This is a genomic window from Microbacterium sp. J1-1 (genome assembly GCF_024498615.1).
GTDB lineage: Bacteria > Actinomycetota > Actinomycetes > Actinomycetales > Microbacteriaceae > Microbacterium > Microbacterium aurugineum.
The window spans coordinates 26,156-39,311 of record NZ_CP089590.1 but is presented as its reverse complement, the minus strand read 5'-3'; the positions used below and the strand labels follow the sequence as shown (position 1 = coordinate 39,311).

12 protein-coding genes and 1 tRNA gene are annotated in these 13,156 nt (G+C 66.9%); 10 read left to right on the top strand and 3 right to left on the bottom strand.

Annotation, left to right across the window (positions count from 1 at the left end; translation table 11 throughout):
- Positions 1-161 precede the first annotated feature (161 nt).
- Genes LRQ07_RS00215 through LRQ07_RS00205 form a run of 3 tightly spaced genes read left to right on the top strand, consistent with a single transcriptional unit; the run spans position 162 to position 2,483 of the window.
- Positions 162-659, top strand: a complete 498-nt coding sequence (locus tag LRQ07_RS00215; RefSeq protein ID WP_256535459.1) for a MarR family winged helix-turn-helix transcriptional regulator — start codon at positions 162-164, stop codon at positions 657-659.
- 8 nt (positions 660-667) lie between these two features.
- A complete protein-coding gene (locus LRQ07_RS00210) occupies positions 668-1,471 on the top strand; it encodes an SDR family oxidoreductase (RefSeq protein WP_256535458.1) in 804 nt (267 codons plus the stop codon).
- A gap of 40 nt (positions 1,472-1,511) precedes the next feature.
- On the top strand, positions 1,512-2,483 hold the full coding sequence (locus tag LRQ07_RS00205; protein ID WP_256535457.1) for a GNAT family N-acetyltransferase: 972 nt from the start codon (positions 1,512-1,514) through the stop codon (positions 2,481-2,483).
- Between the two features lie 89 nt (positions 2,484-2,572).
- Here LRQ07_RS00205 and LRQ07_RS00200 read toward each other — a convergent pair whose 3' ends face one another.
- Together LRQ07_RS00200 and LRQ07_RS00195 are read right to left on the bottom strand one after the other, a co-directional pair.
- Positions 2,573-3,070, bottom strand: a complete 498-nt coding sequence (locus LRQ07_RS00200) for a hypothetical protein (protein WP_256535456.1) — start codon at positions 3,068-3,070, stop codon at positions 2,573-2,575.
- Positions 3,071-3,101: 31 nt separating this feature from the next.
- Positions 3,102-3,647 (bottom strand): hypothetical protein, encoded by a 546-nt coding sequence (locus LRQ07_RS00195; RefSeq protein WP_256535455.1) that lies wholly within the window; start codon positions 3,645-3,647, stop codon positions 3,102-3,104.
- 429 nt (positions 3,648-4,076) lie between these two features.
- On the opposite strand from LRQ07_RS00195, the gene LRQ07_RS00190 reads away from it, so the two are divergent.
- Positions 4,077-4,607 (top strand): DUF2087 domain-containing protein, encoded by a 531-nt coding sequence (locus LRQ07_RS00190; protein ID WP_256535454.1) that lies wholly within the window; start codon positions 4,077-4,079, stop codon positions 4,605-4,607.
- A 1,175-nt stretch (positions 4,608-5,782) separates the two neighbouring features.
- On the opposite strand, the gene LRQ07_RS00185 is transcribed toward LRQ07_RS00190, so the two are convergent.
- Positions 5,783-5,865 (bottom strand) — tRNA-Leu (locus tag LRQ07_RS00185).
- 145 nt (positions 5,866-6,010) lie between these two features.
- On the opposite strand from LRQ07_RS00185, the gene LRQ07_RS00180 reads away from it, so the two are divergent.
- The 6 genes from LRQ07_RS00180 to LRQ07_RS00155 are packed head-to-tail and all read left to right on the top strand — an operon-like array spanning position 6,011 to position 13,126.
- Positions 6,011-6,736, top strand: coding sequence for an FhaA domain-containing protein (locus LRQ07_RS00180; RefSeq protein WP_256535453.1), 726 nt, complete (start codon positions 6,011-6,013; stop codon positions 6,734-6,736).
- A complete protein-coding gene (locus LRQ07_RS00175) occupies positions 6,733-7,248 on the top strand; it encodes an FHA domain-containing protein (RefSeq protein WP_153243233.1) in 516 nt (171 codons plus the stop codon). The genes LRQ07_RS00180 and LRQ07_RS00175 overlap by 4 nt, the downstream gene beginning before the upstream one ends.
- Before the next feature lie 7 nt (positions 7,249-7,255).
- Entirely contained in the window at positions 7,256-8,560 is a 1,305-nt protein-coding gene (locus LRQ07_RS00170; protein WP_134352597.1) for a PP2C family protein-serine/threonine phosphatase, read from the top strand.
- Positions 8,557-9,942, top strand: a complete 1,386-nt coding sequence (locus tag LRQ07_RS00165) for an FtsW/RodA/SpoVE family cell cycle protein (RefSeq protein WP_047522058.1) — start codon at positions 8,557-8,559, stop codon at positions 9,940-9,942. Before LRQ07_RS00170 ends, LRQ07_RS00165 begins: the two co-directional genes overlap by 4 nt.
- Positions 9,939-11,393: a penicillin-binding transpeptidase domain-containing protein gene (locus LRQ07_RS00160; protein WP_256535452.1), complete on the top strand. Its 1,455-nt coding sequence runs from the start codon at positions 9,939-9,941 to the stop codon at positions 11,391-11,393. Before LRQ07_RS00165 ends, LRQ07_RS00160 begins: the two co-directional genes overlap by 4 nt.
- Positions 11,390-13,126 (top strand): protein kinase domain-containing protein, encoded by a 1,737-nt coding sequence (locus LRQ07_RS00155; RefSeq protein WP_256535451.1) that lies wholly within the window; start codon positions 11,390-11,392, stop codon positions 13,124-13,126. Before LRQ07_RS00160 ends, LRQ07_RS00155 begins: the two co-directional genes overlap by 4 nt.
- The last annotated feature ends 30 nt before the right edge of the window (positions 13,127-13,156 follow it).

Below are 13,156 nucleotides of genomic sequence, written 5' to 3'. Positions count from 1 at the left end.
AGCCCCGCAGGGGCGACGAAGGAGTGCGTGTCGTCTGGAGTTTAGGAGCAGAGATGGTTCTCTACCAGAGGTTGTGGACGCTCTCTCACCCGGCAGGGGTGAGGGCGCCTTGAAGCGCGAGAAACAGTTGCCTCAAGCAACTGAACTGATATCGTGCAATTGTGGCCGTCGACGACGAGAACAGTGAGATCGACGACATCCGCGACGCCCTCGTACGTGTGGTCGCCGAATGGACCAGTGGCGAGCTGCAGGTCAAGGTCGCCGCGACGGTCGACGATTCGCTCGACGCCGCCGAGACCCGCGCCCTGTACCTGGTCGGCATGAACGGCGGAGCGCTGGGCTTCGGCCAACTCGCCGAGCGCGCCGCCCTGTCCAACCCGACCACGTCGAAGCTGATCTCGCGCCTGTCGGCGCACGGTCTGGTGGACCGGGTCCGATCCGGTCGCACGGTCGAGGTGCTGCTGACGGCCGCCGGCGCCGAAACCTATGCGCGACTCGTCGCCGCGGGCCAGCAGATGGTCGACGGAGCCCTCTCCGGCTGGGCCCCGGAGGAGATCACACAGTTCCAGACGCACCTGAGCCGTTTCGTCGCCGCTCTCCCCCGGGCGACCCGCGCGGCCGCGTCACCTACCCCGCCCGAGCCCGTCTCACCCCTATAGGAGGAATCATGACCCGCACCTATGTCGTCACCGGCGCCGCATCCGGCATCGGCGCCGCGACCGCCGAACTGCTCCGCACACACGGACACACTGTGGTCGGTGTCGACCTGGCCGGCGTGGAGGTCTCCGGCGACCTGTCGACTCCCGAGGGCCGTGTCGCGGCGGCCGAAGCCGCCATCGATCAGAGCGGGGGCAGCATCGATGCGGTCATCGCGTGTGCCGGAATCGCCGCTCCCATCGCGAAGACCATGGCGATCAACTACTTCGGCGTCACCGAGTTCCTCACCGCGCTGCTGCCGAAACTCAGCCTCGCCGACCAGCCGCGCGCCGCGGTGGTCTCTTCGATGGCATCGTTGCAGCCCGTGTCGGCCGAGCTCGTCGACGCCGCCCTCAGCGGTGATGAGGCACTGGCGCTGGAGATCGGCGGCCAGCTCGCGACTACTCCTGAGGCCGGCTTCCTCAACTACTCCTCGAGCAAGCGCGCCCTTTCCCGCTGGGTTCGCCGTGAGTCCGTGTCGGAGGCCTGGGCCGGCGCCGGCATTCCCCTCAACGCGGTCGCACCCGGCACCGTCACCACGGCGATGACCGCGGGCCTGCTCGCGAGCCCGGAGGGCCTGGCTCAGGTCGACGCCGCGGTGCCGATGCCGCTCAACTACCACCAGCCGGCCTCCTCGATCGCCGAGCTCCTGGTGTGGTTGACGAGCCCGGCGAACACGCACATGGCGGGACAGACGATCTACTGCGACGGCGGGGCCGACGCCGTGCTCCGCGGAGACGACATCTGGTCCTGGAACGACGCCCCGCGCGGGTGATGTCGCTTGATCGATCCTGGGTCAGCGACACGAGGTGGCTGTGGGTGAAGTGAAGATCGAAGTGGTCGATCCGCAGGACGACGCTCGACTCCTCCGATGGAACGCTCTCCTGCGCGAAGGCTACGCGAGCGGCCGTCGGCACGTGTGGTCCCGCAGTGACGATGCGACGCGACTGCAGTTCCAGAACCCGCATCCGACCCGCCGATCGGTGCTGTTGCTCGCAGGCATCGACGGGGTCGCGGTCGGCGCGGCCGAAGCGCACGTGCACCCTGGCGATCCCGCCGAGGTCGAGATCGCTGTCCGCGATGACCGCCGGCGGCGCGGGGTCGGCCGGGCACTGCTTCGCGCCGTGAGCGAAGCGCTGCGATCCTCGGCCACGGTGATCCGCGCCGAGACGTATTCCGATGACGGAGTCTCTTTCGCCTTGTCCGCTGGACTGAGGGCCGGCAGCCGCGAGAGCCGGCAGATCGTCGGCCTTCCGATATCCGAGGGAACACTTGCCGAACAGGACGAACGTCCTGACGACATCGACATCCGCTCGTGGTCCGGGCCCTGTCCCGATGAGTTGCTCGAAGGGTGGGCGCGACTCCGATCACGCATGTCGGACGAGGTGCCGATGGGCACTCTCACCCGCTCGACGATGCGCCCTGATGTCCAAGCCGTCCGCCGCAACGAGCAACGTATGTCCGAACAGGGATACATCCTGGTGCGGAGTCTGGCGCGTGCGGGCGAGGAAGCCGTCGGGTACACGGAGATCCTGCTCTCCCGCTCTGATCCCGAGATCGTGCATCAGGACGACACCTTCGTCGAAGAGCGGGTTCGCGGTCGCGGCGTCGGACGCGCGTTGAAAGTCGCCAACGCCCGTCTGCTCATGAGCCTTCCGGAAAGCGCCGGATCACGGATCCTGCAGACCTACACCGAGCCGACGAACACACCGATGCTCGCACTCAATCGCTCCTTCGGCTTCGAGGAGGCGGATGTGCTGACCGTGCTCGAGGGCCCGCTCGCCTGAGCGTGATGTCGATTCCGGGACCTCTGCAACCTGCTGACGTTCCGTGGGCTGCGGGGATCTGGAACGCGTACGCCAGACCGCGGTGACCTCTAGCGCCAGAACGAAGCACCGTACCCCGTCAAGGCGACGAGGAAGAGCAATGCCGCCAGCGTGAACAGAACACGGCGAGCAGCTGCGTTCCGGGCCAGAAGCGTCACGAACGGCGACAGAACGACGACGGCCGGCAGGAGGAACCCGAGTGTCGTGACGACCGTGAGCAGCCCGGATCCCGACGAATCGTGGATGGCGCCCACCGCCAGCACGACCGCTGCGCCGATGAGGATCGCCCCCACATCACCGAGCAGAATGACCGCGACGCGACGCGAAAATCGCGTGATCAGCCCACCCAATGCTCGTATGCCTGCTCCGGCAGCGAACGCGGACATGGCCGCAGTCGCTGCCGACGAGTAGGCGGTCAACGGGGCCCCGGCCGCCGCCCAGCTGACGAGGCTGATCACGCCCGCAAAGATGGCGACGGTCGCCCCCGCGGTGAGGACATGCTCCGCATTCGAGAGCTGTGGATGTGGCCGGAGTTCACTCACGCTCATCAAACAGGGCCCTCATTCCCCTCTGCCACCATCAACTTGCTCCGGAGCCAGAGACCAAGACTCGCGCCAAGACGATGCATCCTATGCTTACCGCGACCGCGACGAGAACGAGCACCGTCGTCAGCCGTAGTAGGGTCCGACGCGTCCATTCCGCGTTCCGCCACGAGACGAGGCCACCGACGAAAACCATCACGAGCGGAACCACAGCGGCGATGAACGCTGCCAGGAGCCCTGCCAATTGTGCGTCCGTCTCCACCCCGATTCCTGCGAAACCGAAGTACAACCATGCGATGGGCAACGTCAACACGCCCAGCACACCCGCGCTAACGGTGATAGCGGCACGGCTTTTCGACGTGCGAAGCTGTGACGCGCTGAGCAAGGTACCTGCCGCCGCGAGCGCGAACCCGACAATGTATGGCCACGCCGCCAACGGGTTGATCCCGGAAAGCGCAAGAGACGCTGTTCCGCCGAGCACGAGGTGCACGGAGACAAGGATGCACCCGAGGAGCGCCGCGGTGGGGCCGGACTCCGAGACCATGGTCCCGCTTCCGCGGAGGTGTTCAGGTGAGGAGTCCATCAGCGGCGTCCTCTCTGTCACTGGTCCGCCAATCGTCTCAGCGCATCCGAGAAGCCTAGCGGCGGTAGCGCCCCAGTGAACTGGTGGGACTTCCCCAACACCCCTTCCGCTGCTTTCACAACTTTCGGCGCAACCATTCCCAGTTGGTGATGCACGGGCGAGTTCTCCTGCCACTCAGAGCCATCGTTCCAGGTACCTAATGCTCCTCCCGCAGGCACTCAACGGGTCGAGATTCATCCGTGGACCGCACTACTGCGCCATAGCGTGTGGCCACCGGGCCACTGCGCCAGTAACGATGGTGCTCGGGGACGTGTGGGGGATCGAGTGGGCCATCGCCACGTCTTGCGTCCTCTATGGGATCGTCGTCGCGCTCGCGTACGTCGGCCCCATGCGAGTTCGCACGAAAGCGTCTGAGAGGGTTGGGGCATCATGAGTGACGTTCGCGCAATGCTGGCCTGCCTGGCTAACGAGGAAGTTGCCCGCTTGTTCGCCTCGCTCGTGCTCGCCAATGGACCAGAGCAAAGCCTCTCTCCCGCTCGCAAGGAGAAGGCCATGAGATCGCTCGTACAGAGCGGTCTCATCACTACTGATGATTCCGCTGCAAGCCGACTGAACGTCGTCGAGATCCGGGCGGCACTAGCAGCGCTACGGAGCGCAACGTCAGACGGCGCCTCGCCGTGGCTCGATGAGAACGGGCGCATCAAGCGGTTTCCTCGTCGCCCCGCCGAGCGAGCAGAGTTCCTCGAGAAACTCGGGGTACAGGTGGTCCGAACTCGCGAGCGAATCTCGGAATCCGAGCTGAACGACCGGCTTGCCTCGCTCACCGACGACATCCCGACATTGCGGCGATACCTCGTCGTGCACGGTGTTCTGGATCGCAGCGTTGATGGCTCAAGCTATTGGCGGGCAGCCACGGCCGAGCGCGGTGAGTCTGGCTCGTCCGACCGCCGCGGCGTTTGAGGTGGGCATGGAGGGAGACTTCATCCAACTAATAGCAGGCGTCGGCATAGCTGCTGCGACGCTTGTTGTGACAATCGCGGGCGTCGTCGTCCCGGCCAGACGCGCCAGACGAGAACAACGGGAGGCGCGACCAAGAGCCATGCTGGTCGGTGGCGTCGAATCTATGCCCGGGATTTGGTTATCACAACGAGTCGCGATCTGGAACGGGGGCGGGACAGACCTTCCGATTACGCGAGTAGACGTCCTGTCGTTTCCCTTCGTCTTCATGGACGCAGTAGCGCGATCTCAAGCGCCCACATCGGGCGTATGCATTGGCGCGTTCGACGTTGCGGAAGCCGCGCGCAGCGCCAGCGTCGCGCCGGTGATGTTCTCTAAGGAGTCGGTTCGGTACCGTCAGCCTGGGCGAGTGTTGCTTGCCGCGGGCGGACTACCGCAAGCCCTAGTAGCTTTCGTGCCCACGCCTCGAGCGCCCTCGGGGCCATTGATTGACGCGATCTACCTGGCTCCAGAGCGTCTCTTAAACTTCAGCGTTCGTCTTCACCTTGCTGACGGCAGGTCGATGGATTTGCTTGTTGAGAACCACACATCCGCGCCCAACCTCGATAGCCTCGGCGGGGACTTTCGTGAGATCGCTCTCGCTTGCGCGCCAACAGGGTGGAGCACATTCACACTGCCGCACGGGACTACCTACAAGAGGTTCCTCACGAACGGGACGAATCTGGCGTACTTTGGAGACGGGACGTTCTGAACCGACGTGGCCTCGCGTCGGGCGAACATGAACGACGACTTCAACAGCCGAAGAATTGAACCGCCTTGGACCGCAACGGCGGTGTCGTCGCTCCTACCTCTTGCCTGCGCCCTCGCCGTCAAGACCGTACTCGACGGCACCGCGGCCGGGTGCTGGATCGTCTGCACATTCTTGATAGGCGTAACTGCAACCGACGCCCGCGACAGCTGGCGAGGGCTCACCCGCTCACTGCCCACCACGAGGGCGAGTGGCGTTCGTTCCAACGCTCGAGGTCCTCTTGCTGTGTTCAGAACCTCTAACCCAGCACCGATTGGCTCACCAGGGGTCGTGCGGCAGCAACCCCACCTAGAACTACCAACGCAAAAACGGCTGAACCCCCGAAACCGGGGGTTCAGCCGTTCACGATGTCCTGAGACATCACACACTGTGCGCGAGGGGGGACTTGAACCCCCACGTCCTTACGGACACTGGCACCTGAAGCCAGCGCGTCTACCATTCCGCCACTCGCGCGAGTGTCTCGTTCCGAAGAACTCAACTTCCCGAGGATATCACGCGATTTCACCCCCTGTTGCACACCCCGAAAGGCCGGTCGGCGGCGTTCCCCCAGGACACCTGGCTACGATGTCCCTACCGGTCGGCATGCCAGAGGAGCCCAGTGGGACTACTTGACAGCTTTGAGAAGGGTCTCGAGCGCGCAGTGAACAGCGCGTTCGCGAAGACCTTCCGCAGCGGCATTCAGCCCGTGGAGATCGCTTCTGCGCTGCGGCGCGAAGCCGATACGAAGGCGGCTGTCGTGAGCCGCGATCGCATCATCGCGCCCAACAGCTACGTCGTGCGCCTGAGCGCGGACGATGCGGAGCGGATGCGCGGGCTCGGCGGCGCCCTGACCGATGAGCTGCTCGCGCTGCTGACCAAGCACGCCACCTCGCAGGGTTACAGCTTCGCCGGGCCGCTCGCGATCAACCTCGAAGCCGACGAGAAGGTCGCCACCGGTACCGTGCGCGTGAGCTCGGGTTCGGTCGAGGGACGCGTCAGCTGGCAGGCCGTGATCGACGTCGATGGTCGCCGCCACGCGATCACCCGCGCCCGGACGGTCATCGGTCGCGGCTCGGATGCCGACATCACCATCGCGGATGCCGGGTCGAGCCGTAAGCACGTCGAGATCCTGTGGGACGGCGAGCGCGCCATGATGCGCGACCTCGGGTCCACCAACGGCACGAAGGTCAACGGCCAGAAGCTGCGCGAGGCCGCCCTCCCCACCGACACCACCATCACGATCGGACGCACCGACCTGGTGTTCCGCATCGTCCCCGTGGCCGCCCCGTCGCGCCCTGCGCCTCGCGGTGACGACGCCACCCGAGCGTTCGGAGCCCTCGGTTGAGTGAACTGATCCTCCTTCTCCTCCGCATCGGGTTCCTGGTCCTGATGTGGTTCTTCGTGTTCGGGGTCGTGTACTCGCTCCGGGCCGACCTGTTCGGGGTGCGCGTGCGCAAGCTCCCGGCCGAGGCGACTGCGGGAGCATCCGCCCCCGCACCGACACCGGCGCCCACGTCGAAGCCGGCATCGTCGCGGCCCTCGACCGGTCCCGCCACGGTCGCGACGGCCAAGCGCCTCGTGATCACGTCTGGCCCGAAGGCGGGGCTCGAGCTTCCGCTGAGCGCCGACTCCCTCACGATCGGTCGTTCCAGCGAGTCGGCCCTGGTGATCCGCGACGACTACACGTCCAGCCACCACGCCCGGCTCATGCTCCGCGGCGACGCCTGGGCGATCCAGGACCTCGACTCCACCAACGGCACCTACGTCGCGGGCCAGCGCGTGAGCGGATCGCCCGTCGCCCTCTCGCTCGGCACACCCATCAAGGTGGGCGCCACGACCTTCGAGCTGCGAGCCTGACGCCGGCATGGTCTTCGAAGGCTCGAGCGTCGCGATCTCCCACACCGGGAAGGTCCGCTCCAACAACCAGGACTCCGGATACTCCGGGGCGAACCTGTTCGTCGTCGCCGACGGCATGGGCGGCCACGCGGGCGGAGACGTCGCCTCGAGCATCGCGATCCAACGCCTGGAGCCCCTCGACCAGCCGTACGAGTCGACCGAGGACGCCCAGGCCTCGCTGCAGGCCGCTGCGACCACCGCGGCGGGCGACCTGATCCGCGCCGCGAAGGATCGCCCGGAACTGGCCGGCCTCGGCACCACCCTCAGCGCGATCATCATGGTCGACGAGTACGCGGTCATCGGCCACATCGGCGACTCCCGCATCTATCTGTACCGCGACGACGCACTCACGCAGATCACCGCAGACCACACGTTCGTGCAGCGCCTCGTCGACTCGGGCCGTATCACGCCGGAGGAGGCGCGCTACCACCCGCGTCGCTCGGTCCTCATGCGGGTGCTCAGCGACATGGACTCCGATCCCGAGCTCGACATGTTCGTCATGCACACGCAGCCCGGTGACCGCTGGCTGCTCTGCTCCGACGGACTCTCCGGCGTGGTCGACGAACCCCACATCCTCAAGGCGATGCAGCTCGGCCTCGCGCCCGGTCGCACCGCAGACAACCTCCTCAAGCAGGCCCTCGACGGAGGCGCGCCCGACAACGTCACGATCGTGCTGGTCGACGTGGGCGGACAGCATCCGATCCACTCGGGCACGCCCACGATCGTCGGCTCGGCGTCGAACCCCGACGGCGTCTATGTGCCCCCGGTACGCCCTCCGCGCAGCAACTGGCTGCACCCGGTGCGCCAGGCCGCGAACGAGCCCAGCCACTTCGAACCGGCCCCGGAGTACCTCGAGGAACTCATCGAAGAAGACCGTCGGCGCGCGAAACGTCGACGTGTCGGATGGATCGCGGCCGCGCTGCTGGTCGTCGCGATGCTCGCCTTCGCTGCGTTCGCGGCCTACAGCTGGACGCAGACGCGCTACTTCATCGGCGCCGACGAAGACAGCGTCGTGATCTTCCAGGGCGTGCAGCAGAACATCGGCCCGATCACCCTGTCGACACCGATCGAAGACACTGACATCCTCCTCGCCGACCTCCCGCCCTACCAGCGCGCCTCGGTCGAGCGCACCATCACCGCCCGCTCCCTGTCCGACGCCATGGCGATCGTCGACCGCCTCCGCACGGGCGCCGAAGCGAACGTCATCCCGCAGACCCCTCTGCCCACACCGATGCCCACACCGAGCGAGACGCCCGCCGGAGGTGAGGGATGAGCACCGACGTCCAGGCGGACACCACCGTCATCAAGGCCCTCAAGCGCCTCCGCATGCCCCAGACGCAACGCAATCGCGAGTTCTGGCTGCTGCTCTTCGCCTGCGCGATCAGCGGCGGCGCCCTGACGCTCGTGCAACTGGGCGCCCTGGGTGTGATCGACCCGATGATCCTCGCGATCGGCGGTGGCCTCGCCGCCCTCGCCTTCGCGCTCCACATCGTGCTGCGTTTCGTGGCCTCGGACGCCGACCCGTTCGTGGTCCCGATCGCCACGCTCCTCACCGGCCTCGGCATCGCGATGATCTACCGGATCGACATCGCGTTCAAGAACACCGGCTGGGACGCCTACTCCACCAAGCAGCTCGCGTGGACGGCGATCTCACTCGCCGGCGCGATCGCGGTCGTGATCCTGCTGCGCAACTACCGGATCCTGTTCCGGTACACGTATATCTTCGGTCTGGCCGGAATCCTCCTCCTGCTGCTGCCGTTCGTCCCGGGGCTGCGGATCGCCGATGCCAACGCGGCCGTGTGGGTCTCGCTCGGCGGCATCTTCGCCTTCCAGCCCGGAGAGCTCGCCAAGATCTGCCTGGCGATCTTCTTCGCCGGGTACCTGGTGCGCACTCGCGAGAGTCTGACGTCGGTCGGCAAGCGTGTCCTCGGCATCACCTGGCCCCGCATGCGCGAGCTCGGGCCGGTCCTGGTGGTCTGGCTCATCTCGCTCGGCATCATCGTCTTCCAGCGTGACCTCGGAACCGGAACCCTGATCTTCGGGATGTTCGTCGCGATGCTCTACGTCGCGACCGGCAAGACGAGCTGGGTGCTCATCGGCCTCGGCCTGGTGGTCGCGGGCGTCGCACTCGCGACGCAGATCCTCAGCTACGTCCAGGGCCGCTTCACCAACTGGCTGTTCCTCTTCGATGCCGGCCGCGTCGACCCGGACGGTGCCGGCTACCAGCCGATGCAGGGCCTGTTCGGGCTCGCGCGCGGTGGACTCATCGGCACCGGATGGGGGCAGGGACGCCCCGAGGTCACTCCGCTCGCCCACAGCGACTACATCATCACCAGCCTGGGTGAAGAGCTCGGCCTGATCGGGCTGTTCGCGATCCTCTGCCTGTACATGGTGTTCGTCAGTCGGGGCATGCGCATCGGCCTCGCCGGCCAGGACGACTTCGGCAAGCTGCTCGCCACCGGGTTGTCGTTCACGATCGCGCTGCAGGTGTTCATCATGGTCGGCGGCGTCACCCGGCTCATCCCGCTGACCGGCCTCACCACGCCGTTCCTTGCTGCCGGCGGATCCTCGCTCGTGGCCAACTGGCTCATCGTCGCGCTGTTGCTGCGCATCTCCGACGGTGTCCGCCGCCAGCCGAGGGTGGTGATCGGATGACCAAGGAACTGCGCCGACTCAGCATCCTGATGCTGTTCATGTTCGTCGCGCTGTTCGCCGCGACGAGTTGGATCCAGGTCGTCGAGGCCGACAGCCTCGCCCAGAACAGTCACAACAAGCGCACCCGGCTCGACAGCTACGAGATCCAGCGGGGCGCGATCATCGTCGACGGCGCCACCATCGCCAACTCGGTGCCCAGCGACGACCAGTACCAGTTCCAGCGGGTCTACACGGATGCGCCGATGTGGGAGCCGGTGACCGGCTACTTCAATGCGGCACTCGATTCGCGAACGGGCATCGAGCAGGCGATGAACGCCGACCTTTCCGGCACCGGGGCGAACGCATTCCTCGGTGAGGTCGAGCGCATCCTGTCGGGCCAGCCGCAGCGCGGCTACAGCGTGGAGCTGTCGCTGAACACGGCGGCACAGAAGGCCGCTTTCGACGCACTGGGCGATCTCCAGGGTGCCGTCGTCGCGATCGAGCCGAAGACCGGCCGGATCCTCGCGATGGTCTCGAGCCCGGGGTTCGACACCAACCTGATGGCGACCCATGATGCGGACGCGGCGAACGCCACGTACGAGCAGCTCAAGGCGGACCCGTCGAAGCCGTTGTCGAACCGGGCCATCGCGGGCGACCTCAATCCTCCCGGCTCGACGTTCAAGGTCGTCGTCGCCGCGGCTGCCTACGCCAGCGGGGACTGGACCCCGACCTCGACCCTGCCCAACCCCGTGGCCTACACACTCCCCGGATCCTCGAACCGCGTGTCCAACGCGTGGGGCGGCAAGTGCGGTCCGGGGACGACGGTCACGATCGCAGAGGCGATCCGACTCAGCTGCAACATCCCGATGGCGGAGCTCGCGGTCGAGCTCGGCGACGACACGATCCGCGAGATGGCGGAGAAGCTCGGGTTCAACAAGTCCTTCGAGACACCGCTGGAGTCGACGCCGTCGAGCTACCCGCGAGCACTCGACGACGCGCAGACCGCGCTGACCGGATTCGGCCAGGGCCAGGTCACCGCGACGCCGCTCCAGATGGCGATGGTCTCGGCCGGCCTCGCCAACGACGGCGTCGTGATGAACCCGCGGATGGTGGATGCCGTCATCGGCAACGACCTGTCGGTCATCAAGGCGTTCGAGAACAGCGAGTTCGGCCGGGCGATGGATGCCGACGTGGCGAACGACGTCACCGCGGCGATGGTCGCGAGCGTCGCTACGGGCGCGGCCCAGGGTGCAAGAATAGACGGGATCGACGTGGCCGGTAAGACGGGCACCGCAGAGAACGGAAACAGGCCGCACACGTTGTGGTTCACCGGTTTCGCACCGGCGAACGACCCCGCGGTCGCAGTAGCGGTCGTCGTCGAAGACGGCGGCGGACAGGGACAATCAGGAAGTGGCGACACCATCGCCGCTCCGATTGCGAAGAAGGTCATAGAGGCGGTGCTGGGCAGATGAGGCCGACGCAGGGTGTGTCGTTCGGTGGTCGTTACGAGCTGCAGTCGCGTATCGCGATCGGTGGCATGGGCGAGGTGTGGGAAGCGACGGATCACGTCATCGGACGTACCGTCGCCATCAAGATCCTCAAGGACGAGTACATGGGGGACCCCGGGTTCCTCGAGCGCTTCCGCGCTGAGGCTCGGCATGCCGCCCTCGTCAACCACGAGGGAATCGCCAGCGTCTTCGACTACGGCGAGGAGAACGGCAGCGCCTACCTCGTCATGGAGCTCGTGCCCGGCGAGGCGCTCTCGACCGTGCTCGAACGCGACGGCGCGCTGAGTGCCGACAAGACGCTCGACATCGTCGCCCAGACGGCATCCGCTCTGCAGGCGGCCCACGCGGCCGGCCTCGTGCACCGTGACATCAAGCCGGGAAACCTGCTCATCACGCCCGACGGCCGCGTCAAGATCACCGACTTCGGCATCGCGCGCATCGCCGACCAGGTCCCGCTCACCGCGACGGGCCAGGTCATGGGCACCGTGCAGTACCTGTCGCCCGAGCAGGCGTCGGGTCACCCGGCCTCTCCGGCGACCGACACCTATTCACTGGGCATCGTCGCCTACGAGTGCCTGGCGGGCAAGCGTCCGTTCACGGGTGAGTCGCAGGTGGCGATCGCCATGGCGCAGATCAACGAGCAGCCTCCGCCGCTGCCGCCGACCGTTCCGATCCCGGTGCAGAACCTGGTCATGGCGATGATCGCCAAGAAGCCCAGCGACCGCCCGTCCTCTTCCGCGACGGTGGCGCGTGCCGCCCAGGCGCTGCGTCGCGGTGACCTGAACTCCGCGGCGATCGCCGTCCCGGCCATCGCGACCGGTGGCATCGCCGGAGACGACGACGCCACCCGGATGCTGACGGCTTCCGGCGACGACGGCACCACCCGCATCCTTCCCACCACCGCTCAGCTCCCCACCGAGGAAGCCGCGGAGGAGGAGAAGAAGAAGAAGCGCAGCCCCTGGACCTGGCCGCTGATCGCGCTGATCGCGCTGCTGGTGATCGTCCTCGGCGGCACGGTGTGGGCGATGCTGGCGAATCAGCAGGGCGAGGCGGATCCCACGGGCTCACCGACGCAGAGCTCCACCCCGCCGAACACGCCGTCGGAGTCTCCGACGCCCGAGGTGACGCGCGTCAACGTGACCGCACTGAACCTCGTCGGCATGGACTGCGCGACGGCGACGTCCACGCTCACCGAGGCCGGTTTCGACAGCGAGATCACCTGCCCGGAAGGCGACGCGGCTCCCACCGACGCCGAGGTCGGCAAGGTCTACGACGTCTCCCCCCGGGGGAACGTCGAGACCACGCAGCCGATCACGCTCACGATCTACGCCGGTCGCGCCGCCCTGCCGACCCCGACCGACGCTCCCACCATCACCGGTGACCCGATCGCCGGCAGCACCGTGACGATCGCCTGGGGCACCGGCTTCACCTGCCCCAGCGGCACGACGCTCTCGGGCTACGTGGTCTCGCTGCAGAACGGCACGTTCGTGTCGGGCGGGCCGAACTTCCAGCCCACGCAGCGCAACACCCAGGTGAAGGTCGCGGACGCCGTGGGCCAGCAGCTCATCGTCACGTACCAGGGGTTGTGCTCCGGCGGCGACCAGCGCACGTCGGCCGCATCGCCCCCGCTCTCGGTCCCGATCGTCGCGGCACCCGATCCGGGCGACGGTGATGAGGGCGGCGATTCCGCCGAGTAATCTGTAGTTCAGCGCAGTAGCAGTCGTTTC

Excerpts from the sequence above, each read along its gene's own strand:
- LRQ07_RS00210 (WP_256535458.1), top strand. The coding sequence starts at position 668 with ATGACCCGCACCTATGTCGTCACCGGCGCCGCATCCGGCATCGGCGCC.
- LRQ07_RS00195 (WP_256535455.1), bottom strand. The coding sequence starts at position 3,647 with ATGGACTCCTCACCTGAACACCTCCGCGGAAGCGGGACCATGGTCTCG.
- LRQ07_RS00190 (WP_256535454.1), top strand. The coding sequence starts at position 4,077 with ATGAGTGACGTTCGCGCAATGCTGGCCTGCCTGGCTAACGAGGAAGTT.
- LRQ07_RS00165 (WP_047522058.1), top strand. The coding sequence starts at position 8,557 with ATGAGCACCGACGTCCAGGCGGACACCACCGTCATCAAGGCCCTCAAG.
- LRQ07_RS00155 (WP_256535451.1), top strand. The coding sequence starts at position 11,390 with ATGAGGCCGACGCAGGGTGTGTCGTTCGGTGGTCGTTACGAGCTGCAG.
- LRQ07_RS00200 (WP_256535456.1), bottom strand. The coding sequence starts at position 3,070 with ATGAGCGTGAGTGAACTCCGGCCACATCCACAGCTCTCGAATGCGGAG.
- LRQ07_RS00160 (WP_256535452.1), top strand. The coding sequence starts at position 9,939 with ATGACCAAGGAACTGCGCCGACTCAGCATCCTGATGCTGTTCATGTTC.
- LRQ07_RS00170 (WP_134352597.1), top strand. The coding sequence starts at position 7,256 with ATGGTCTTCGAAGGCTCGAGCGTCGCGATCTCCCACACCGGGAAGGTC.